This window comes from Citrobacter sp. Cpo071, from assembly GCF_030332765.1.
GTDB lineage: Bacteria > Pseudomonadota > Gammaproteobacteria > Enterobacterales > Enterobacteriaceae > Citrobacter > Citrobacter portucalensis.
On the sequence record NZ_JAOWHE010000008.1, the window covers coordinates 1 to 22,742 of the forward strand.

Annotated in this window: 17 protein-coding genes and 2 pseudogenes; 15 read left to right on the plus strand and 4 right to left on the minus strand. The window is 51.1% G+C overall.

Features of this window, described 5'->3' with window-relative positions; genetic code table 11:
* The 7 genes and pseudogenes from OGY09_RS00045 to OGY09_RS00075 form a co-directional block, all read left to right on the plus strand.
* Nucleotides 1-737: RHS repeat-associated core domain-containing protein (locus tag OGY09_RS00045; RefSeq protein WP_286589714.1), on the plus strand; the 737-nt coding region annotated here is incomplete at its 5' end.
* Nucleotides 734-1,315, plus strand: coding sequence for a hypothetical protein (locus OGY09_RS00050; protein WP_032945620.1), 582 nt, complete (start codon nt 734-736; stop codon nt 1,313-1,315). The genes OGY09_RS00045 and OGY09_RS00050, both read left to right, overlap by 4 nt.
* 24 nt (nt 1,316-1,339) lie before the next feature.
* A pseudogene (locus OGY09_RS00055) lies at nt 1,340-1,720 on the plus strand (RHS repeat-associated core domain-containing protein); the annotation flags it as partial.
* Between the two features lie 424 nt (nt 1,721-2,144).
* Nucleotides 2,145-2,441, plus strand: coding sequence for a hypothetical protein (locus tag OGY09_RS00060; protein ID WP_032945624.1), 297 nt, complete (start codon nt 2,145-2,147; stop codon nt 2,439-2,441).
* Nucleotides 2,442-2,590: 149 nt separating this feature from the next.
* Nucleotides 2,591-2,938: pseudogene (locus tag OGY09_RS00065) on the plus strand (RHS repeat-associated core domain-containing protein); the annotation flags it as partial.
* Between the two features lie 424 nt (nt 2,939-3,362).
* A complete protein-coding gene (locus OGY09_RS00070; RefSeq protein ID WP_003825173.1) occupies nt 3,363-4,043 on the plus strand; it encodes an oligogalacturonate-specific porin KdgM family protein in 681 nt (226 codons plus the stop codon).
* Between the two features lie 78 nt (nt 4,044-4,121).
* Nucleotides 4,122-5,546, plus strand: coding sequence for an MFS transporter (locus OGY09_RS00075; protein WP_032945626.1), 1,425 nt, complete (start codon nt 4,122-4,124; stop codon nt 5,544-5,546).
* A gap of 58 nt (nt 5,547-5,604) precedes the next feature.
* Here OGY09_RS00075 and metJ read toward each other — a convergent pair whose 3' ends face one another.
* The gene (metJ, locus tag OGY09_RS00080; RefSeq protein WP_003825168.1) at nt 5,605-5,922 is read right to left on the minus strand and encodes a met regulon transcriptional regulator MetJ; all 318 of its coding nucleotides are present in this window, start codon (nt 5,920-5,922) and stop codon (nt 5,605-5,607) included.
* 265 nt (nt 5,923-6,187) lie between these two features.
* Here metJ and metB point away from each other — a divergent pair, with 265 nt between their 5' ends.
* The 4 genes from metB to katG all read left to right on the plus strand — a co-directional run bounded on the left by metB (nt 6,188) and on the right by katG (nt 13,393).
* Nucleotides 6,188-7,348: a cystathionine gamma-synthase gene (gene metB, locus OGY09_RS00085; RefSeq protein WP_032945628.1), complete on the plus strand. Its 1,161-nt coding sequence runs from the start codon at nt 6,188-6,190 to the stop codon at nt 7,346-7,348.
* A 2-nt stretch (nt 7,349-7,350) separates the two neighbouring features.
* The gene (locus OGY09_RS00090) at nt 7,351-9,783 is read left to right on the plus strand and encodes a bifunctional aspartate kinase/homoserine dehydrogenase II (protein WP_032945630.1); all 2,433 of its coding nucleotides are present in this window, start codon (nt 7,351-7,353) and stop codon (nt 9,781-9,783) included.
* 374 nt (nt 9,784-10,157) lie between these two features.
* Nucleotides 10,158-11,045, plus strand: coding sequence for a methylenetetrahydrofolate reductase (metF, locus tag OGY09_RS00095; RefSeq protein ID WP_008787045.1), 888 nt, complete (start codon nt 10,158-10,160; stop codon nt 11,043-11,045).
* A gap of 167 nt (nt 11,046-11,212) precedes the next feature.
* The gene (katG, locus tag OGY09_RS00100) at nt 11,213-13,393 is read left to right on the plus strand and encodes a catalase/peroxidase HPI (RefSeq protein WP_032945632.1); all 2,181 of its coding nucleotides are present in this window, start codon (nt 11,213-11,215) and stop codon (nt 13,391-13,393) included.
* Between the two features lie 86 nt (nt 13,394-13,479).
* On the opposite strand, the gene gldA is transcribed toward katG, so the two are convergent.
* Genes gldA through ptsP form a run of 3 tightly spaced genes read right to left on the minus strand, consistent with a single transcriptional unit; the run spans nt 13,480 to nt 17,775 of the window.
* A complete protein-coding gene (gldA, locus tag OGY09_RS00105; RefSeq protein WP_003825158.1) occupies nt 13,480-14,583 on the minus strand; it encodes a bifunctional L-1,2-propanediol dehydrogenase/glycerol dehydrogenase in 1,104 nt (367 codons plus the stop codon).
* A 12-nt stretch (nt 14,584-14,595) separates the two neighbouring features.
* Nucleotides 14,596-15,258: a fructose-6-phosphate aldolase gene (gene fsa / locus OGY09_RS00110; RefSeq protein ID WP_020996106.1), complete on the minus strand. Its 663-nt coding sequence runs from the start codon at nt 15,256-15,258 to the stop codon at nt 14,596-14,598.
* A 15-nt stretch (nt 15,259-15,273) separates the two neighbouring features.
* Nucleotides 15,274-17,775: a phosphoenolpyruvate--protein phosphotransferase gene (ptsP, locus tag OGY09_RS00115; RefSeq protein ID WP_032945665.1), complete on the minus strand. Its 2,502-nt coding sequence runs from the start codon at nt 17,773-17,775 to the stop codon at nt 15,274-15,276.
* A gap of 308 nt (nt 17,776-18,083) precedes the next feature.
* Here ptsP and OGY09_RS00120 point away from each other — a divergent pair, with 308 nt between their 5' ends.
* The 4 genes from OGY09_RS00120 (at nt 18,084) to OGY09_RS00135 (ending at nt 22,741) form a co-directional block, all read left to right on the plus strand.
* Entirely contained in the window at nt 18,084-19,163 is a 1,080-nt protein-coding gene (locus tag OGY09_RS00120; protein WP_032945636.1) for a PTS fructose transporter subunit EIIC, read from the plus strand.
* A gap of 14 nt (nt 19,164-19,177) precedes the next feature.
* Nucleotides 19,178-19,498, plus strand: a complete 321-nt coding sequence (locus OGY09_RS00125) for a PTS fructose-like transporter subunit IIB (RefSeq protein WP_003825151.1) — start codon at nt 19,178-19,180, stop codon at nt 19,496-19,498.
* Nucleotides 19,499-19,599: 101 nt separating this feature from the next.
* A complete protein-coding gene (locus tag OGY09_RS00130; RefSeq protein ID WP_032945638.1) occupies nt 19,600-21,897 on the plus strand; it encodes a formate C-acetyltransferase in 2,298 nt (765 codons plus the stop codon).
* Complete coding sequence (locus OGY09_RS00135; RefSeq protein ID WP_032945640.1) at nt 21,863-22,741, plus strand: [formate-C-acetyltransferase]-activating enzyme; 879 nt, start codon at nt 21,863-21,865, stop codon at nt 22,739-22,741. Before OGY09_RS00130 ends, OGY09_RS00135 begins: the two co-directional genes overlap by 35 nt.
* Nucleotide 22,742: the final 1 nt, after the last annotated feature.

The following is a 22,742-nucleotide window of genomic DNA, read 5'->3' on the forward strand; positions in this document are numbered from 1 at the left end:
CGCTGATAAGCCAGGACGGCGCCATCAGCTGGCGCGCGGAGTATGACGAATGGGGCAACGTACTGCGGGAAGATAATCCGTACAATCTGCAACAGCCTATTCGCCTACCGGGCCAGCAGTATGACGACGAATCCGGGCTGCACTACAACCGCCACCGCTACTACAATCCGGGACAGGGACGGTATATCACCCAGGACCCGATAGGGTTGATGGGTGGATGGAATCTGTATTTGTATCCATTGGATCCGGTTAGCTGGAGTGATTCGATGGGTCTCGCACCTAATAAATATGGGCACATGAAGAACGGTGGCTACGGAGCGAGACCGCCCCCACCACCTAAGCCCAACCCGGGTAAAATGCCAGGCATAGCGGAAAAATTGATGCCAAATTATCCTATTGACCAAGCCAGCAGTGAACCCAACGTTTTCAAAACATTTTTTAATGGATTCAGCCCGTACGATTACACATTGTATTGTAAAAAGTGGGTGAAACCGAGCCTGATTTGCACACCATGGGATGATCCAAAATATCCAGGTATGGATACAAAGACAGCAATTGATTATCTACCCAAGAAGAATTGGGCAGCAAATCAATTGCCAGAGGGATATTCTTGTGCAGAACCCTATTTATTCCCGGATCTCAATGAACTCAGTGGACCAGCAACGGCTGGGATAGATGATCTGGGTGAGTTATGGGGGAAAATATCACAGAGAACAAGGAGAGGAGGGAGAAAATGAAACGACTTTTTTTCTTTATACCGATAATATTCATTAGTTTTGATGCCATGGCTACGTGTGAAATACAGCCAAAAAACCATGCTTGCCTGACCATTTTTACCAAGGGCACCATCTATTCCGCTTTCCCCATTTTAAACAATAAGCCTGAATGGAAATGGTATCAGAGTGAGGATATAGGTGAATATTACTGGCAAACAGAACTGGGTACATGTAAAAATAATAAATTTGTCCCTAATGGTGCCAGGCTTTTAATTAACCTTGGAACACTGCGCCCCAAGGAAAATCCTCCAACTGAAGGATCTTTTCAGGATTTACTAAATGCTGCTGAGAAAACAGCATTTTTCGATGACGCAATCGTTGATAATAATATTAGAAGTCATATCCGAGGGGGCTTCTATCAAAAAAACAGCAGAGATTCAGCATTGTTTGCAATTCTTGATAACTCAATCATGGTAACTTATTTTAAAGCTGAGAAGTCAACTTATGCTCGCATGACAGCGCATCTTCCTGAAAAAAATGAGTCTTACGAATGCGTAACGAAAATAGAATATGGGGTGCTTCGTAGTGAGAAAAAATAAAACTCCTGTCTGAGAAAATGCACATTTTTGTGCGAGTGCGGGCTGACTCCGGCGCAGATACAGGGCCAGATGGAGCCGGAATACACATCAGAGAGGACAATCCACTTGTACCACCGGGGCCTGCCGCTGGTGCTGGTCAAACCGGACGGCAGCATTGCCTGGCGCGCCGAGTATGACAAATGCGGGAATGTGCTGCGGGAGAATAATCCGTACAATCTGCAACAGCTTATCCGCCTGCCGGGCCAGCAGTATGACGACGAATCCGGACTGCACTACAACCGCCACCGCTACTACAATCCGGGACAGGGACGGTATATCACCCAGGATCCGAGAGGGCTGATGGGGAGATGGAATCAATACATTTATCCGTTAGATCCGGTTAGTTACATAGACCCATTGGGTTTAGATCAATTTTTATTTTCAAATGCAGATGAGGCCGGATTATTTGCTATGAAAATGTGCAACGCTGACTCAATTGAAAATAATCGCGAATATGGCGGTTTGATATGCAAAAAGGATAAGAGCTATTTTTATACTGGTCCTCTAAAAGGCAGTGTAGCAGGAGTGAATTCATACAAAGCAGCCTGTCCTGACGACTAGAAAAGGGTTGGCGTATATCATACACATGGATATTTTTCTGATACAAAAGGAAATAAGGTTTTAAAGGAAAATGATGCTTATGATAGCTTACATTTTTCACCAAAAGATAAAAGCAGTGCTGATTTTTTTGCTAAAGGAGAAAAAGAGTATTCAAGTTATCTGGGGGAATCAGAAAATACCTATTTTAAATACAGCCCAAAAACCGGAAATATTTCTAAGATGAAATAATATGAAATTTTTTATTTTTTTACTATGCAAAGTATACAGTGCTTTTGGAGAGGATGTGATTTATTTAACAAGCAGAAAACAATCATCCTTAAAAATTGTATCTGATTGCCTGCCAGATAATGAGTCATTTGAAAGTTATAAAGCTAGTATTGAAGATAAAAAATATTTTATTGAGATCATTTTTTTCGAATCTGATGAAGATATGGATAGTCAAGGTGGAGGTGGTAAAATGTATGTTTATCATGTTGATTTGAAAAATAACACATGTATTTTAGTAAGCAAAACGTTAATGAAATAATTTACGTGTATGGCAAAGATATTGGGTCATGTCTTTAACCGTTACAGCACAGTGGCGGCACTGGATAGGCTATAGGGGGAACTGAGGTGCAATGCGGTGTCGACAATGGTGCGGGATGCTGACTGACAACGGACCCGATGGCGGGATAACTGAAGCCAAAATATCTCCCCCAAAAGAAACAGCATCTTTACCACTGCGATCACCGGGGCCTGCCGCTGGCGCTGATAAGCTAGGATGGTGCTATCAGTTGGCGCGCGGAGTATGACGAATGGGGCAATGTGCTGCGGGAAGTTAATCCGCACAATCTGCAACAGCTAATTCGCCTGCCGGGCCAGCAGTAGGATGAAAAAACGGGGGTGTATTACAACCGGAACCGTTACTATGACCCGTAGCAGGGGCGATATAGCACCCAAGACATGATAGCGTTGATGGGGGGGAGTAAATCCATATGTATATACATAAATCCTGTAAGTTGGACTGATCCATTAGGTTTATAGGGGGGATTGATGACATAGTACCCTCGGATGGCTGTGTAATTGTTGGTCAAGGCGGGCAAGCTGCGTGATGGTGCTATCAGTGGTCGTGTTGAACGCTTCAACAAGCATTTCAGTATCTCTGGTCGCATATAAATGACTGCTGTCAGGAAAAAAACATTCATGTAATGAATAGTGTCTTTTATTCAATAAATAAAACGGCGTTTTATTTTTTCGATAAAATATTGCAGCTGGTGATCTGCGTCCTTTTTATCTTCTGTCTTTTGCCACTTTTACCAGCTCCTGGCAAAATACCAAAGGTTTCTGTTTTCTTTCTAAAATACACTTTTGTGGAAATATAAAATTAATCTAAAAGCCTTTTTGTTTTCCCATTTTATGGACAAACGAGATGGATTATTTCCGTTGTTGAGTGTGAAGAGGGATTGTCATGAAATTTAAATCTGCGTTATTACTGATTCCATTATTCTCTGCGGCCGCACAGGCGGGTTATGTTGATTACCGACATGAATATTATGACGATGGACGTAATTACGATCGTGTGTATATGTCTCACCGTTTTGCCACGGGTTTTGGTGTGGCAGTAGAAGCCATTTCTCGTTCCGAAAACACGCAGTCAAATGATGCGTGGAATAATATGGAAAGTAACGGCAACGAGTATACCGCAAGCTATCAGTTCACCTGGCAGGGTCTTGTCTGGCAGCCCGGCATTGCGATCGAAACGGGCGATAATATCGCGATTTATAAGCCTTATATCCGCGTACAGTACAACATCAACGACAACTGGTGGACCGCGTTCCGCTATCGTCAGGAGTACATGCGCAGAAACACTGACGGCAAAGATGACCGCATGGTCTATCGTCCGGAAGCCTGGCTTGGTTATAACGTCAATGACTGGATGTTTGAGCTAAATGGTATTTATAAAATTGCCGATAGCGAAGATTTATATAACAACCGGAAAGATGATTATGAATATAACTTCCGCGTGGCGTACAAATTAGGCTCCTGGGTTCCATTTGTTGAGGTTGGCAACGTTTCCTCGGGTTATAACACAACAACGACAGACGATCGTCAGACCCGTTATCGTGTCGGTCTTGGTTATAACTTCTAATCGGTAATAGTTTTCGTATCGGCTGATTACGTTGATAAGCATAGTTTGTGTGAATAATATGTCTAAGGAGTTGACATCATGTCTAATGATGGAACTATTATCGGAAATAATGAAACCACTGCCGTCAGGCCTTTCGGAATTAGAGATAAAATTGGTTATTTATGTGGTGACCTCGGAACCTGTTTTATTCTTGGTTTAGTTAATAGTTTTTTAATGATTTATTACACTAACGTCCTCGGTATTTCCGGCGTTATTGTTGGCTCACTCTATTTTGTGACCAAACTCTTTGATGCGTTTGTTGATGTTGGTGTAGGGCGCTTATGCGATACCTCTAAACTGACGGTACATGGACGTTTCAACCCGTGGGTGCGTCGTATGAAGTATCCATTTTGCATCATTGCGGTTGTCCTGTTCCTGCCGTTTGTGAATGATTTTTCTTATACGGCGAAAATCATCTACATCTGCTGCTCCTATTTCATTTACGGTTCGCTGTTATCTACCGTGAGTATTCCGTACGGCGCTATGTCTGCGGCGATTAGCTCGAATCCTGAAGATCGTGTATCGCTTTCAACCTGGCGTAGCGTTGGGTCAGCAATTGGCGGTGGGGCAACTGGCTTTTTCATTCCAATCCTGATGTACACCACCCTGGTGGATGGAAGCCAGGTGATTTCCGGGCAACACTTCTTCTGGATTTCCATTGGTTGCGCAGTGCTGGGCTTGATCTTTTTATCCTTGACCTGTCATTTAACGACGGAGCGCGTGCGCGTGGAGAGAAAAGAGAGCATGCCCGTTTCGGTGTTGCTGAAGGGACTGGCACGCAATAAGGCGCTGATTGTTTTAGTGGTTGTGGATTTGCTGATTGTAATTAATCAGGGGTTGTCCGGTACCAACATGACTTACCTGTTTAATGACTATTTCCACAATAAAGAGGCGATGTCAGTCGCGTTGCTGTTTACCTTTGGTTCCCTGGTTTTGCTGGCGCCATCGGCATCCTGGCTCACGAAGCGGTTTGGTAAAAAAGAAGCCAGTGTAGGCGCGTTGCTTTTTGCCGTGGTCATGTATGTGATTATGTACTTTGTCCACATTACGGATGCAAAGGTCTATCTGGTTTTCTTGTTCCTGGCGACGCTGGGTGCAGGGTTATTCAACCTGATGATTTGGGCGTTTATGACTGATGTTTGTGACTACCATCAGTATGTCACTGGCGATCGCGAGGATGGCACGGTTTATGGTGTGAACTTCTTTGCGCGCAAGGTTGGTCAGGCATGCGCAGGGGCGATTGGTGGCTTTATGTTGGCTATCATTGGCTATCAATCATCGTCAACAGGTGGTGCAGTGCAAACCAGCATTGTGCAGGAAAATATTTATACGATGGCGAATCTCTTGCCGGCGCTATGCCTGTTTTTGGCGGCGGTCATTCTGATTTATTTCTATCCATTGAACCGTACGGAAACGCTCAAAATGGAAGAAACATTGAATAAACTCAATGGTATTAGTAAGTAACACTGTGAGAAAAGGCGGGAGCATTCCCGCCTCTACACGCCCATTGCTGTTCTAACTATCAGTATTCCCACGTTTCCGGGTTGATACCCAGTTCACGCATGATTACCTTTGCTTCTTCCGGGATTTCATCACTGCGTTCTTTACGCAGGTCGTCATCGTTGGGTAAGGGTTGCCCAGTAAAAGCATGCAGAAACGCTTCACACAGCAGTTCGCTGTTGGTGGCGTGGCGCAGGTTGTTCACCTGACGACGCGTGCGTTCATCGGTAAGGATTTTTAACACCTTCAGAGGAATGGAAACCGTAATTTTTTTGACTTGCTCACTCTTCTTACCGTGCTCAGCGTATGGGCTGATATATTCGCCGCTCCATTCAGCCATGAGATACCTAATCCTCTTCGTCATTAATATTGAGGCCAGAACCTGAGCCCGGACCATAATTGCGCGTAGTTTATCGTAGTGGCGTGGCCCTGACACGAAGTAAGCCGACGCAGATGTACGCTAATGCATATAATTTTAACGGCTATTTCCAGTTTGCTCAATCTATACGCAAAGAAGTTTAGATGTCCAGATGTATTGACGGCTATCGTAACTATGATTACTCTGGTGTCTGACTTTTCACCGACTCAGCCAGGATCTCCTCAATATGACGCGTAAACAGGCCACCATCGCAGTGCGTAGCGGGTTAAATGACGACGAACAGTACGGTTGCGTTGTCCCGCCGATTCACCTCTCCAGCACCTATAACTTTACCGGATTTAATGAACCTCGCGCCCATGACTATTCGCGTCGCGGCAACCCAACGCGCGATGTTGTTCAGCGTGCGCTGGCGGAACTGGAAGGCGGTGCAGGTGCTGTGCTGACCAATACTGGCATGTCGGCGATTCATTTGGTGACCACGGTCTTCCTCAAGCCAGGCGATCTGCTGGTCGCACCGCATGACTGCTACGGCGGGAGCTACCGACTGTTTGACAGTCTGGCAAAGCGTGGCTGTTACCGCGTCCTGTTTGTCGATCAAGGTGATGAGCAGGCATTGCAGGCCGCATTGGCAGAAAAACCGAAACTGGTGCTGGTAGAAAGCCCAAGCAACCCGCTGCTGCGCGTGGTGGATATTGCGAAAATCTGCCAGCTGGCGCGTGAAGCTGGCGCGGTCAGCGTGGTCGACAACACTTTTTTAAGCCCGGCATTGCAAAATCCACTGGCATTGGGCGCCGATCTGGTGTTGCATTCATGCACGAAATATTTAAACGGTCACTCAGATGTGGTGGCTGGTGTTGTGATAGCGGAAGATCCGGAAACGGTCACTGAACTGGCATGGTGGGCGAATAATATTGGTGTGACCGGCGGCGCGTTTGATAGTTATCTGCTGTTGCGCGGCCTGCGTACTCTGTCTCCTCGAATGGAGGTGGCGCAACGTAATGCTCAGGCGATAGTCGATTATCTGCAAACTCAGCCGCTGGTGAAAAAATTGTATCACCCGTCATTGCCGGATAATCAGGGCCATGAGATTGCCGCACGTCAGCAAAAAGGCTTTGGCGCGATGTTAAGTTTTGAACTGGATGGTGATGAGCAAACGCTGCGCCGCTTCCTCGGCGGGTTGTCATTGTTTACGCTGGCGGAATCGTTAGGGGGCGTTGAAAGTCTGATCTCCCACGCCGCAACCATGACACACGCGGGCATGGCGCCAGAAGCGCGTGCTGCTGCCGGAATTTCCGAAACGCTGCTGCGTATCTCCACCGGTATTGAAGATGGCGAAGATTTAATTGCCGACCTGGAAAATGGCTTCCGGGCTGCAAACAAGGGGTAAACATGAGTGTGATTGCGCAGGCAGGGGCGAAGGGTCGTCAACTGCACAAATTTGGTGGTAGTAGTCTGGCAGACGTGAAATGTTATCTGCGTGTCGCAGGCATTATGGCGGAGTACTCGCAGCCTGATGACATGATGGTTGTTTCAGCCGCAGGCAGTACCACTAACCAGTTGATTAGCTGGCTGAAATTAAGCCAGACCGATCGCCTTTCTGCGCATCAGGTTCAACAGGCGTTACGTCGCTATCAGAGCGAGCTTATCAGCGGTTTGTTACCGCCTGATATAGCGGATGGACTAATTGGTGCGTTTATTCACGATCTGGAGCGTCTGGCTGGATTACTCGACAGTGGCGTGAACGATGCCGTCTATGCTGAGGTTGTTGGGCATGGTGAGGTATGGTCCGCGCGTTTGATGTCTGCGGTCCTTAACCAACAGGGGCTGGAGTCAGCCTGGCTGGATGCGCGCGATTTTTTACGTGCTGAACGCGGTGCCCAGCCGCAGGTAGATGAAGGTCTTTCTTACCCACTGCTACAGCAACTGCTGGCGCAGCATCCGGGTAAACGGCTGGTGGTTACCGGCTTTATTAGCCGCAGCAATTGCGGTGAAACGGTCCTGCTGGGGCGTAACGGCTCCGACTACTCGGCGACGCAGGTTGGCGCGCTGGCGGGCGTTTCTCGCGTAACTATCTGGAGCGATGTCGCCGGGGTTTACAGTGCGGATCCGCGTAAAGTAAAAGACGCCTGTTTGCTGCCGCTGCTGCGTCTGGATGAAGCCAGCGAACTGGCGCGTCTGGCGGCGCCGGTTCTCCATGCCCGTACCTTACAGCCGGTTTCCGGTAGCGATATCGATCTCCAACTGCGTTGTAGCTATACGCCGGAGCAGGGTTCAACGCGCATTGAACGCGTACTGGCCTCCGGTACCGGGGCGCGTATTGTGACCAGTCATGATGACGTCTGCCTGATTGAGTTTTTGGTTCCGACTGGCCAGGACTTTAAGCTGGCTTATAAAGAGATTGATCAGGTTTTAAAACGTACCCAGGTGCGTCCGCTGGCAGTGGGTGTGCATCCTGATCGCCAACTGCTGCAATTTTGCTATACCTCCGAAGTCGCTGACGGCGCACTGAAAATTCTGGATGAAGCTGGTCTGCCGGGCGAGCTGCGTTTGCGCCAGGGGCTGGCGCTGGTAGCGATGGTCGGGGCGGGCGTCACCCGTAATCCGCTGCACTGCCACCGTTTCTGGCAACAGTTGAAAGGTCAGCCGGTTGAATTCACCTGGCAATCGGAAGAGGGTATCAGCCTGGTCGCGGTACTGCGTACTGGGCCAACAGAGAGCCTGATTCAGGGCCTGCATCAGTCAATTTTCCGCGCGGAAAAACGCATTGGTCTGGTGTTGTTCGGCAAAGGCAACATTGGTTCGCGCTGGCTGGAACTGTTCGCTCGCGAGCAGAGCACGCTCTCGGCGCGCACCGGATTAGAGTTTGTGCTGGCGGGTGTGGTTGATAGCCGTCGTAGCCTGCTGAATTACGAAGGGCTGGATGCCAGCCGCGCGTTAGCTTTCTTTGATGACGAGGCAGTAGAGCAGGATGAAGAGTCTCTATTCCTGTGGATGCGTGCTCACCCGTATGATGATTTAGTGGTGCTGGACGTTACTGCCAGCGAGCAACTTGCGGATCAGTATCTGGATTTTGCCAGCCATGGTTTCCACGTTATCAGCGCCAACAAACTGGCGGGGGCGAGCAGCAGTCATAATTATCGCCAAATTCATGACGCTTTTGAAAAAACCGGTCGCCACTGGCTGTATAACGCTACCGTAGGCGCAGGTTTGCCGATCAATCATACCGTGCGCGATCTGATTGATAGCGGAGATACCATTCTGTCGATCAGCGGGATCTTCTCCGGTACGTTGTCGTGGTTGTTCCTGCAATTTGATGGCACGGTCCCGTTCACCGATCTGGTGGATCAGGCGTGGCAGCAGGGGCTGACTGAACCCGATCCGCGCGTAGATCTTTCCGGCAAAGATGTGATGCGTAAGCTGGTGATTCTGGCGCGTGAAGCAGGTTACGACATCGAACCGGACCAGGTTCGCGTGGAATCGCTGGTGCCTGCGCACTGTGAAGAAGGCTCTATTGACCATTTCTTTGAGAATGGTGATGAGCTGAACGAGCAGATGGTGCAGCGTCTGGAAGCGGCGCGTGAAATGGGGCTGGTGCTACGCTATGTGGCGCGTTTTGATGCTAACGGTAAAGCGCGCGTTGGTGTTGAAGCGGTTCGTCCTGAACACCCGCTGGCGGCGCTGCTGCCGTGCGATAACGTATTCGCCATTGAAAGCCGCTGGTATCGCGATAACCCGCTGGTGATCCGTGGACCGGGCGCAGGTCGTGACGTCACCGCCGGCGCTATTCAGTCAGACATCAACCGTCTGGCGCAGCTGCTGTAGTTTTTGTTGCCGGATGATCCGGCCGACGGTTCGTTTGTGACCCAGGCCGGATAAAATACGTCAACAGCCATCTGCATAATCACTTCAACGCTCTCATCCTGCGTTAAACCTACCCGTATTGCGTCTTACCCGCGCTCTGGCCAGAGGCGAGTCTGTCACCGCTCTCGTTAACGGCTGGCAGACGGTCATGCCACAATTCCCCATCATTTCAGGCTGATGTGAATTTTTTTCACGTTGGCTGAGTATTCCTCACCTTTAACGATGATTTTTGTGTTGACGCCAGCGTGCTTTTCCGTCATTTTTACATCTAGACGTCTAAACGTATAGCAGTTCACAACACAACATATAACGACAAAAGATTGATGAGGTAAGGTATGAGCTTTTTTCACGCCAACCAGCGGGAAGCCCTGAATCAGAGCCTGGCGGAAGTACAGGGTCAGATTAACGTTTCGTTTGAGTTTTTCCCGCCGCGCACCAGTGAAATGGAGCAAACCCTGTGGAACTCCATCGATCGCCTGAGCAGCCTGAAGCCGAAGTTTGTTTCAGTCACCTACGGTGCAAACTCTGGTGAGCGCGACCGTACGCACAGCATTATTAAAGGCATTAAGGATCGCACTGGTCTTGAAGCAGCTCCGCACCTGACCTGTATTGATGCTACCCGCGATGAGCTGCGCACCATTGCTCAGGACTACTGGAATAACGGTATTCGTCATATTGTTGCTCTGCGCGGTGACTTGCCGCCGGGAAGCGGTAAACCGGATATGTATGCCTCTGACCTGGTGACTCTGCTGAAAGACGTTGCGGACTTTGATATCTCCGTTGCGGCTTATCCGGAAGTACACCCAGAAGCGAAGAGCGCTCAGGCCGATTTGCTGAACCTGAAGCGTAAGGTTGATGCTGGTGCAAACCGCGCCATTACTCAGTTTTTCTTCGATGTGGAAAGCTATCTGCGCTTTCGCGATCGCTGCGTGTCTGCGGGAATCGATGTGGAAATTATTCCGGGTATCCTGCCAGTCTCCAACTTTAAACAGGCGAAAAAATTTGCCGATATGACCAATGTTCGTATCCCCTCCTGGATGTCGACCATGTTTGATGGTCTTGATGATGATGCGGAAACCCGCAAGCTGGTAGGTGCAAACATCGCTATGGACATGGTGAAAATCCTCAGTCGCGAAGGGGTGAAAGATTTTCACTTCTATACCCTTAACCGTGCCGAGATGAGCTACGCAATTTGTCACACGCTGGGAGTAAGACCAGCATAATTAGTGCCTCAGCCCTCTTCGGAGGGTTTTTTATTGATCATTTTGATCTACATCTCTGTAACTTTAAATATAAAAGGAATGAGCTATCGAATCTGTGGGTTTTTTCGACTATATCTTATCTCTGGTGGTGTATATCGTAGTCAGAACACTGTAAAGGGAGCATATAGATGAGCATGTCCGACGATAGCCAGAACGCATCAACTGCCGGTAAGTGTCCTTTTCATCAGGGCGGGCCGGATCACAGCGCGGGAGCAGGAACGAACAACCGCGACTGGTGGCCCAATCAACTCCGTGTAGATCTTTTAAACCAACATTCCAACCGTTCCAACCCGCTGGGTGAGGACTTCGACTACCGCAAAGAATTTAGCAAACTTGATTACTCTGCCCTGAAAGGGGATCTCAGAGCCCTTCTGTCCGAATCTCAACCGTGGTGGCCCGCTGACTGGGGAACCTATGCCGGATTATTTATCCGCATGGCATGGCACGGTGCAGGGACCTATCGCTCCATCGATGGACGCGGTGGCGCGGGTCGCGGACAGCAGCGTTTTGCACCACTGAACTCCTGGCCGGACAACGTCAGCCTGGATAAAGCGCGTCGTCTGCTGTGGCCAATCAAGCAGAAATATGGCCAGAAAATTTCCTGGGCCGACCTGTTTATCCTTGCGGGTAACGTGGCGCTGGAAAACTCAGGCTTCCGTACCTTCGGCTTTGGTGCCGGTCGTGAAGACGTCTGGGAACCGGATCTCGACGTAAACTGGGGTGATGAAAAAGCCTGGCTGACCCACCGTCATCCGGAAGAACTGGCAAAAGCGCCGCTGGGCGCAACCGAAATGGGCCTTATCTATGTGAACCCGGAAGGGCCGGACCATAGCGGCGAACCGCTTTCTGCGGCAGCGGCTATTCGCGCGACCTTCGGTAACATGGGTATGAACGACGAAGAAACCGTAGCGCTGATTGGCGGCGGTCATACGTTGGGCAAAACTCACGGTGCAGCGCCGGCTTCGCACGTAGGCGCCGATCCAGAATCCGCACCAATTGAAGCGCAGGGCCTGGGCTGGGCCAGCAGCTACGGCAGCGGCGCGGGTGCAGACGCAATTACTTCCGGTCTGGAAGTGGTCTGGACGCAGACGCCGACCCAATGGAGCAACTATTTCTTCGAGAACCTGTTCAAATATGAATGGGTGCAAACTCGCAGTCCGGCAGGCGCTATTCAGTTTGAAGCGGTTGACGCACCGGAAATTATCCCCGATCCGTTCGATCCGTCGAAAAAACGTAAGCCAACAATGTTGGTTACCGACTTGACGCTGCGTTTCGATCCGGAGTTCGAGAAGATTTCCCGCCGTTTCCTGAACGATCCGCAGGCGTTTAACGAAGCGTTTGCCCGCGCATGGTTTAAGCTGACGCACCGTGATATGGGGCCAAAAGCGCGTTACATCGGACCGGAAGTGCCAAAAGAAGATCTGATTTGGCAAGACCCGCTGCCGCATGCGTTCTTTAACCCAAGCGAAGAAGATATCCTGAAACTGAAGGCGACCATTGCTGCTTCCGGGTTGTCCGTGGGCGAGCTGGTGTCAGTGGCGTGGGCTTCTGCATCAACGTTCCGCGGTGGGGATAAACGTGGCGGCGCTAACGGTGCGCGTCTGGCGCTGGACCCACAGCGTGGCTGGGATGTGAATGCTACCGCGGCACGCGTACTGCCTGTGCTGGAAGGCATCTATAAGTCAGCCCATACCGCTTCGTTAGCCGATATTATCGTGCTGGCTGGTGTTGTCGGTATAGAACAGGCGGCTAGCGCTGCGGGTGTCAGCATCAAAGTACCTTTTGCGCCGGGCCGCGTGGATGCGCGTCAGGATCAAACGGATATTGAGATGTTTGAACTGCTTGAGCCGATCGCCGATGGCTTCCGTAACTACCGCTCCCGTCCTGACGTATCGACCACCGAGTCGCTGCTGATTGATAAAGCACAGCAACTGACGCTGACCGCACCGGAAATGACCGTGCTGGTGGGCGGTATGCGCGTACTGGGCACCAACTTCGACGGCAGCCAGCATGGCGTCTTTACCGATCGTCCTGGCGTGCTCAGCACTGACTTCTTCGTCAATCTGCTGGATATGCGCCATGAGTGGAAGGCGGTTGATGAGTCAAAAGAGCTGTTCGAAGGTCGTGACCGTCTGAGCGGTGAAGTAAAATACACGGCAACCCGCGCCGATCTGGTGTTCGGTTCTAACTCCGTACTGCGCGCAGTGGCTGAAGTTTATGCCTGCAGCGATGCTCACGAGAAGTTCGTGAGAGATTTCGTTGCCGCATGGGTGAAAGTGATGAACCTGGATCGTTTCGATCTGCTGTAACAGCTAATGCCGGATGTCGCTTGCGCGTATCCGGCATAGTATGAATAAAAAAATCCCCGCGATTGCGGGGATTTTCTGTTTGCAGGTTATTCCCACTCTTGCAGGTAACGTTGACCGTACTGATCAGCCACCAGCAGGGCGGCATACACCTGGTCCGGCGTTGCGCCGCCAGGCATGTTGTGGATGGTTTCGCCTTCTGCACAGGCTGCCTCAGCCACAATGCGCATTTTCGCCGGGATATCCTGTTTGATGTCCAGTTGCGCCAGGGTAATCGGCAGACCAACGGAATGGCACAGCGCGGCAACGGTTTCAATTTCATCAACCGGCGCGTTTTCCAGCACCAGCTGCGTTAGCGTACCGAAAGCCACTTTCTCGCCGTGGTAGTAATGATGCGCATCCGGGATTGCGGTCAGACCGTTATGAATGGCGTGAGCCGCTGCCAGACCACCGCTTTCAAAACCGACGCCACTCAGATAGGTGTTGGCTTCAATAACACGTTCCAGTGCTGGTGTAACCACGTGCTGCTCGGCTGCCAGCATCGCTTTTTCACCTTCTTCGATTAGCGTATTAAAGCACAGCTCTGCCAGCGCCAGCGCCGCCTGAGTACACTGACCGCCCGCCATGGTGGTTGCGCCGCTGCGTGAACAGGCACGCGCTTCGAACCAGGTTGCCAGCGCATCGCCAATACCCGCAGCTAACAGACGCGCCGGTGCGCCCGCAACAATTTTGGTATCCACAATGACCCTGTCCGGGTTGTTGGGCAGCAGCAGATAGCGATCGAATTCACCGGCATCGGTGTAAATGACGGACAGCGCGCTGCACGGCGCATCGGTAGAGGCGATGGTTGGGGCAATGGCGACAGGCACGCCCATAAAGTGCGCCAGCGCTTTGGCGGTATCCAGCGTTTTACCGCCGCCAATACCAAGTACTGCGCCACACTGCGCTTTTTCCGCTACGCCGCGCAGACGGTCGATTTCGTTTTGTGAACATTCGCCGCCAAACGGTGCAATTTCCAGCGCCAGTCCGGCATCCTGGAAGCTTTTTTCCAGTGCGCCCTGGGCAAAGCCTAAGACAAACTTGTCCCCAACGACCAGCCAGCGTTCTGCCAGTGGTTTGAGGTAGCTACCAAGACGGGTAATAACATCGGCACCCTGGATGTACTTACCAGGTGATTGAATAATGCGATCCATACTTTATTTCCCTCACAGGTTGATGTGACCAAATGCGTTGTTCCAGTCCTGCTCAAACTTCTCTATTGCTGACTCTACCGCAGGGGTATTGAGCATTTGTTGCGCTACGTCTAATGGCAGGGTGATAGCTTCACATCCTGCCAGTAAGCAATCCAGCGCCTGACGCGGGGTTTTAAAGCTGGCTGCCAGTACCATGCTGTTTGGCGCATGCAGCTCCAGTAACGTTTGCAGTTCCTGTACTGTGCGAATCCCGTCGCCGCCCTGTGCGTCGATACGGTTAACGTAAGGCGCGATATATTTAGCTCCTGCCAGCGCAGCCAGTAGCCCCTGAGATGCACTGTATACGGCGGTTCCCAGCGTGGTGATACCCTCTTTTTTCAGCATCTTAATCGCGGCCAGACCTTCGGATGTCACCGGGATTTTCACTACCAGACCGGGCACTGCATTGCTCAGGCGTTTGGCTTCTTCCACCATGCCCTGCGCCTCGCGGCTCATGGTTTGGGCAAACAAAATACCCTCTTCGCCGATGGCGTTTTGCAGGCGTGGCAGTACATCCCAGATAGATTCTTTGCTTGCCGCCACAATGCTTGGGTTGGTGGTAACACCCGCGATAGGGAAGATGCGTGCCAGACGTTCAACTTCCGCGACGTTGGCGGTATCAAGGTAAAGTTCCATACAAAAACATCCTCTTTAAAGTTCAAGTTCATGTTGCAACAGGCTGGCGATAGCGTCGGCTGAGGCGGCACTAACCAGCGCGTTACGGAATTCTTCATGCATAATGCGGCGCGCCAGACGCGAGAAAATACGCATATGCTGATCGCCTGCGGCATGTTTGTTGAGCGTCAGCATAATAATGAACTGTGCATCATCATCACCCCAACGTACCGGCGCTTGCAGGCGCGCTACGCTGATGGTGGACTGCTCAATATGTTCGGATTTGCTGTGTGGAATGGCGAAGCTAAAACCTAATCCGGTAGAGAAGACGGCTTCGCGTGCCCACAGGTCTGCTTCCAGTTTACGTGGATAGCGACAACGGCCTGCCAGCAGGAGGTTGTCGGTCATCCCTTTGATGACCTCTTCTTTACTGCGCCAGTCGCTGTCCAGTGTGATGCATTCGGCGGTAACCAGAGGCGTATCCTGTTGGGTCATGCGGAACTGGGCCAGCAGATGTTCGACCTCCAGCGAGGTTCGACAAGCCATCGCTTGATTCAGCAATTGACGGCAGGCACGGCTGTCGAGTTGCGCCATCCGCGCTTTGGCGGCGGGAATGGAGGGAGCGCTCATACTGATCTCGTCCAGACCCAGTCCCACCAGCAATGGCAGCACCGAACCTTTGGCACCCAGTTCGCCGCACAGGCCAATCCATTTCCCCTGCCGATGTACTGCCTGCACGGCGTAATCCAGCGCGCGCAGGAAAGCCGGATTCAGGCTGTTGTAGTGGCGGGTAACTTTGGCGTTGTCGCGGTCGACCGCCAGCAGGTATTGCGTCAGGTCATTGCTACCAATACTAAAGAAATCAATCTCTTCACAGCATTGGTCAATGATGAACATCACAGACGGAACCTCCAGCATAATACCGAGCTGGATCTTCTCATCAAACGGAATGTGTTCACTTCGCAGTTGCTGCTTGGCTTCTGCCAGTTTCTCTTTGACCCACAGGATCTCTTCCATCGAGGAGATCATTGGGATCATGATTTTCAGGCTACCGTGCGCTGAGGCGCGCAGGATCGATCGCAGTTGCGTAGTAAACAACGTGGCATATTCTTCATAAATACGCACCGCGCGATAACCGAGAAATGGGTTGGTCTCAGCAGGAATATTCAGATAATCAACGGGTTTATCACCGCCGATATCCATGGTGCGTACAATAATGCTGCGTCCCTTTGCGGGTTCCAGCGCCTGGCAGAAAATGTTGTATAGTTCGTTCTCATCCGGGGCGCAGGTACGGTCCATATACAGCATTTCTGTACGGAACAGGCCAACCGCTTCCGCACCGTTACTAAAAGCTGCTTGTGCTTCCACGGAGTGGGCGATGTTGGCGGCGACTTCCATACGGATGCCATCAGCCGTGCGTGCCTCCTGGGTCAGCCAGATACGTTGCTGTTCCCGAATGGCATCCTGGATACGGGCTTCTTGCTGATAATAACGTACGATGGATTCATCAGGGGCAACGACGACTGCTCCTGCGTTACCATCGATATAAACCGTTTGCTGTAGCCATGGCATCAAAGATTCAATATCTACGCCAACCAGCGTAGGGATGTTGAATGACCGGGCGAGAATCACCGTGTGTGACGTAGTACCACCGCTTTTTAACAGCAAGCCTTTCAGCAATGTTTTGTCCAGTTCGAGGAACTGGCTCGGTGTTAGCTCATCCGCCATGCAAACCGTAGGCTGGGTCAGTTTTCCCGGTGCAGGGAAGCGCTGTTCCCCATAAATTTGCTGCAGAAGCTGGAAGCAAACATCGCGTACATCCAGTGCACGCTCCTGTAAATAACTGCTGCTTGAACGGGCGAATTCATCACAAAAATGTCCGGCACTTTCGACAACCGTCTGGGCGCAGCTTAACCCGCGTGATACGCCGGCGAGCAGGTGCTGGCGCAGTGAGAGGTCGCTTGCCAGCGAGCGGTGTGCTTCCAGAATCGCACTGGTAGCGCCGTCGCTGTCGAGTAATCGAAACTCAATATTTTTCATCAACAGCGTTAAACCGTTATCCAGTGCCGCTTGCTCGGTTTCAATATCTTGAGCGGATGGAAGGTTACTGAGCGCGTTAAGATCCAGCGAAGAAAGCAGACTCAGAACGCCCCCTGCGCTGCCGCTGCAGACGGTGCGAGCGCGGAAAAGCTGTGGATTTAAATGGGTGAGCGATGCCGGAAGTGGCTCCAGCTCGTTGTTTTTGGCTTCCGCTAGCGGTGCATCGCAGTGCGGAAATTCATTTCGTAACCATTGGCTCAGATGCTGGTGGGCTGCCTGTTCATCTGTACCGGAAATCAGCAACTGGCAGCTATCACCCGCCAGAGTATCGGTGCCAATCAACGATAGTGCGCTCTTAGCGTTGCCCTTACGTTCGGTACGCAGGTTGTGCCACTCAATGTGTGAGGTAAAGGTGTTGCACTGCGTTTCTATGTGGCTTGCCGGGCGTGCATGTACGCCATTGGGTAGCTCACAGGTAAATTCCACAATCAGGGCCATAGCCTCATCTCCCATAACGATTTCTCGCTACAGGATAAAAGGGCAACGCCTGAGCCTGCCATGTGACAAATCTGCCAAAAACTGGATAAATGTAATGTAACTATCAAAGTGAGACATCCCTCACAAGTCAGCGTATCCACTATAAATTCCGAGAAACTGCAAGTTATGAGGCGGATCGCATTTTTGTACTGATATTACAAAAGTCCAGCAAATGGCCTTTTTATCCACTGTTTGCGTCGCGTCAGATTGCCTATTGTTTTCCGCAACAAGTTTATGGATATGGGCTTTAGGCAGCCCGGGAGCGACTTATGAAAGAGTTGGTACAAATCCTGAAAAATACTCGTCAGCACCTGATGACCGGTGTTTCGCATATGATCCCCTTCGTCGTAGCGGGCGGTATTTTGCTGGCTGTCTCCGTCATGCTGTATGGCAAAGGCGCGGTACCGGATGCTGCGACCGATCCTAATCTTAAAAAGCTGTTTGATATTGGCGTCGCCGGGTTGACTTTGATGGTGCCATTTCTTGCTGCTTATATCGGCTATTCCATCGCTGAACGTTCTGCTCTGGCCCCTTGTGCGATTGGCGCATGGGTGGGAAACAGCTTCGGTGCAGGTTTCTTTGGCGCATTAATTGCTGGGATTATTGGCGGTATCGTTGTCCATTATCTGAAGAAGATCCCCGTACATAAGGTGTTGCGTTCGGTAATGCCTATCTTCGTTATTCCCATCGTCGGCACTTTTATCACCGCAGGCATCATGATGTGGGGGCTGGGGGAGCCTGTTGGCGCGTTAACCACTAGCCTGACCGAGTGGCTGCAGGGTATGCAGCAGGGCAGCATTGTGCTGCTGGCGGTAATTATGGGACTGATGTTGGCCTTCGATATGGGAGGGCCAATTAACAAAGTTGCCTACGCCTTCATGCTGATTTGTGTGGCGCAGGGGGTTTATACCGTCGTGGCAATCGCCGCAGTAGGGATCTGCGTACCGCCGCTGGGTTTAGGTTTAGCGACGCTGATTGGTCGTAAGAATTTCTCTTCTGAAGAACGCGAAGCCGGTAAAGCTGCGCTGGTAATGGGCTGCGTTGGCGTAACGGAAGGCGCGATTCCGTTTGCTGCAGCCGATCCGCTGCGTGTCATTCCATCGATTATGGTGGGTTCCGCCTGTGGCACGGTAACCGCCGCCCTGTTTGGTGCGCAGTGTTATGCCGGCTGGGGCGGACTGATTGTTCTGCCTGTAGTGGAAGGAAAACTGGGTTATATCGCGGCGGTTGCCATTGGTGCTGTAGTGACCGCCGTGTGCGTTAACGTACTGAAAAGTCTGGCGCGGAAAAAAGTGTCTCAGGTCGATCAGAAAGAAGATGACCTGGATTTAGATTTTGAAATGAATTAAGTGAGGAATGAGTCATGACCAAGATTATCGCAGTAACCGCATGTCCTTCTGGCGTTGCCCACACCTATATGGCAGCCGAAGCGCTGGAAAGCGCCGCTAAAGCTAAAGGTTGGCAAGTAAAGGTTGAGACTCAGGGTTCGATCGGTCTGGAAAACGAACTGACCGCGGCGGATGTAGCGGAAGCCGACATGGTCATTCTGACCAAAGACATTGGTATTAAATTTGAAGAACGTTTTGCGGGCAAAACTATCGTTCGCGTCAACATCAGCGATGCAGTGAAACGTGCCGACGCCATCATGAACAAGATTGGCGCGCATCTGGCGCAAACCGCTTAACCGTTTGTTTGCCGGATGGCGGCTTCGCCTTATCCGGCCTACAGATGCGTAGGCCTGATAAGCGTAGCGCCATCAGGCAACTATTCCCGCAGGAGTTCCTCATGACGAACCGTATCCAACGTTTAAAAACCGCTCTGTTTCAGAACAACCGTGAAATTTCGCTTGAACGTGCGCTGTTATATACCGCCAGCCACCAGCAGACGGAGGGAGAGCCGGTTATTCTGCGTCGGGCGAAAGCCACCGCATATATTCTTGAGCACGTTGAGATTTCGATTCGTGATGAGGAACTGATTGCCGGAAACCGTACTGTTAAACCGCGTGCGGGCATTATGTCACCGGAAATGGATCCTTACTGGCTGCTTAAAGAGCTGGAGCAGTTTCCAACCCGTCCGCAGGACCGTTTTGACATCAGCGAAGAGGATAAACATCTCTATCGCGATGTGCTGTATCCGTACTGGGAAAAGCGGTCGATGAAAGATTTCATCAACGGTCAGATGACCGATGAGGTTAAAGCTGCCGTCAGTACCCAGATTTTTAGCATTAACCAGACTGACAAAGGTCAGGGACATATCATTATTGATTATCCACGCCTGTTGAATCATGGGCTTGGCGAACTGGTAGCGCAGATGCGAGCGCATTGTCTGCAGCAGCCGGAGAATCACTTTTATCAGGCTGCGCTGCTGCTGCTTGAGGCTTCGCAAAACCATATTCTGCGTTACGCTATGCTGGCAGAGAAGATGGCGGAAAGCTGCCCGGATGCGCAGCGACGCCAGGAATTACTGACGATTGCTGAAAACTCTCGGCATAACGCCCAAAGCAAGCCGCAAACCTTCTGGCAGGCATGTCAGCTGTTCTGGTACATGAACATTATTTTGCAATATGAATCCAACGCCAGTTCTCTTTCACTTGGACGCTTCGACCAGTATATGCTGCCGTTTTATCAGGCTTCGCTGACGCAGGGGGAAGACCCAGCATTCTTACAAGAGATCCTCGAATCCCTGTGGGTGAAATGTAATGACATCGTACTGCTGCGATCCACCAGCAGTGCGCGCTATTTCGCTGGCTTCCCAACAGGCTACACCGCGCTACTGGGGGGATTGACGGAGAATGGTCGTAGTGCGGTAAATGTATTGTCTTTCCTCTGTCTTGATGCGTATCAGAACGTACAGCTACCACAACCAAACCTCGGTGTGCGCACGAATGCGTTGATCGATACACCGTTCCTGATGAAAACAGCACAGACCATTCGTCTTGGTACCGGCATCCCGCAAATCTTTAACGATGAAGTGGTGGTGCCCGCGTTTCTGAATCGCGGTGTTTCGCTGGAAGATGCGCGGGATTACGCGGTAGTAGGCTGTGTCGAGCTGTCTATTCCAGGCAGAACATACGGTTTGCACGATATCGCTATGTTTAATCTGCTGAAAGTGATGGAAATTTGTCTGCATGAGAACGAAGGCAACCGCACTCTGACGTACGACGATCTCCTGGCGCATATTCGTGCCAAAATCAGCCACTACATCACGTTGATGGTGGAGGGCAGTAATATCTGCGATATCGGTCACCGCGACTGGGCGCCGGTGCCGCTGCTCTCCTCGTTTATTAGCGACTGTCTGGATAAAGGGTGCGATATTACCGACGGCGGTGCGCGTTATAACTTCTCCGGCGTACAGGGGATCGGTATTGCAAACCTGAGCGATTCGCTGCATGCGCTCAATGGGCTGGTATTCGAACAACAGCGCTTATCTTTTGATGAACTTTTGTCGGTGCTAAAAGATAACTTTGCTACCCCGGAAGGCGAGAAAGTTCGCGCCAGGCTGATCAATCGCTTCGAAAAATACGGCAACGATATCGATGATGTAGATAACATTAGCGCCGAACTGCTACGTCATTACTGCAAAGAGGTAGAGAAATACCAGAATCCGCGCGGCGGGCAATTTACGCCGGGTTCGTATACCGTCTCTGCACACGTGCCGCTGGGTTCGGTCGTTGGGGCAACACCGGATGGCCGCTTAGCCGGGGAGCAACTGGCAGATGGGGGGCTGTCGCCGATGCTGGGACAGGATATGCAAGGACCGACGGCGGTATTGAAGTCGGTCAGCAAGCTGGATAACACACTGCTTTCCAATGGGACGTTGCTGAACGTGAAGTTTACGCCAGCCACACTGGAAGGTGAGGCCGGTTTACGCAAGCTGGCGGATTTTCTGCGGGCATTTACCCAGCTCAAACTCCAGCATATCCAGTTTAACGTGGTGAATGCCGACACATTGCGCGAAGCGCAGCAGCGCCCGCAGGATTTCACCGGGCTGGTGGTGCGTGTGGCGGGTTACAGCGCTTTCTTTGTCGAGTTGTCGAAGGAGATCCAGGATGACATCATTCGCCGCACCGCGCATCAACTGTGAGGTAATTGACCCACGAGGCGAGGAAGTCGCGCGTATATTCAACATTCAGCGTTACTCACTGAATGATGGGCAGGGTATTCGTACGGTCGTCTTTTTTAAAGGCTGTCCGCATACCTGCCCTTGGTGTGCTAACCCGGAATCACTCTCACCACGTATTGAAACGGTACGGCGGGAGAGTAAATGTCTGCACTGTACACCCTGTCTGCGTGATGCCGACGAGTGTCCCTCTGGGGCGTTTGAACGTATTGGTCGTGATATCACGCTGGACGATCTGGAACGTGAAGTGATGAAAGATGATATTTTCTTTCGCTCTTCTGGTGGGGGGGTAACGCTTTCCGGCGGTGAAGTGCTGATGCAAGCGCCCTTTGCCACACGGTTCCTGCAACGTCTGCGGCGCTGGGATGTGCGCTGTGCAATTGAAACGGCTGGCGATGCGCCGGCCGGTCGCTTGTTATCGCTGGCAAAAGAGTGTGATGAGGTGTTGTTCGATCTCAAAATAATGGATGGAGATCTGGCTCGTGAGGTCATCAACATGAACCTACCGCGTGTACTGGCGAATTTACGGCTATTGGTGGAGGAAGGGGTTAATGTCATACCTCGCCTGCCGCTGATTCCGGGCTTTACGATGAATTCAGATAACACGCAGCATGTGTTGACGATGTTGTCATCACTAGGCATAAAACAGGTACACCTGCTACCGTTTCATCAATATGGCGAGCCCAAATACAGCCTGCTCGATTTGCCCTGGTTGATGAAAGAAGTGCCCGTACCGACTGCGCAAGAGGTGGATATTATACGTAAGATGGCAGAATGCGCCGGATTTCAGGTAACAGTAGGAGGATAGT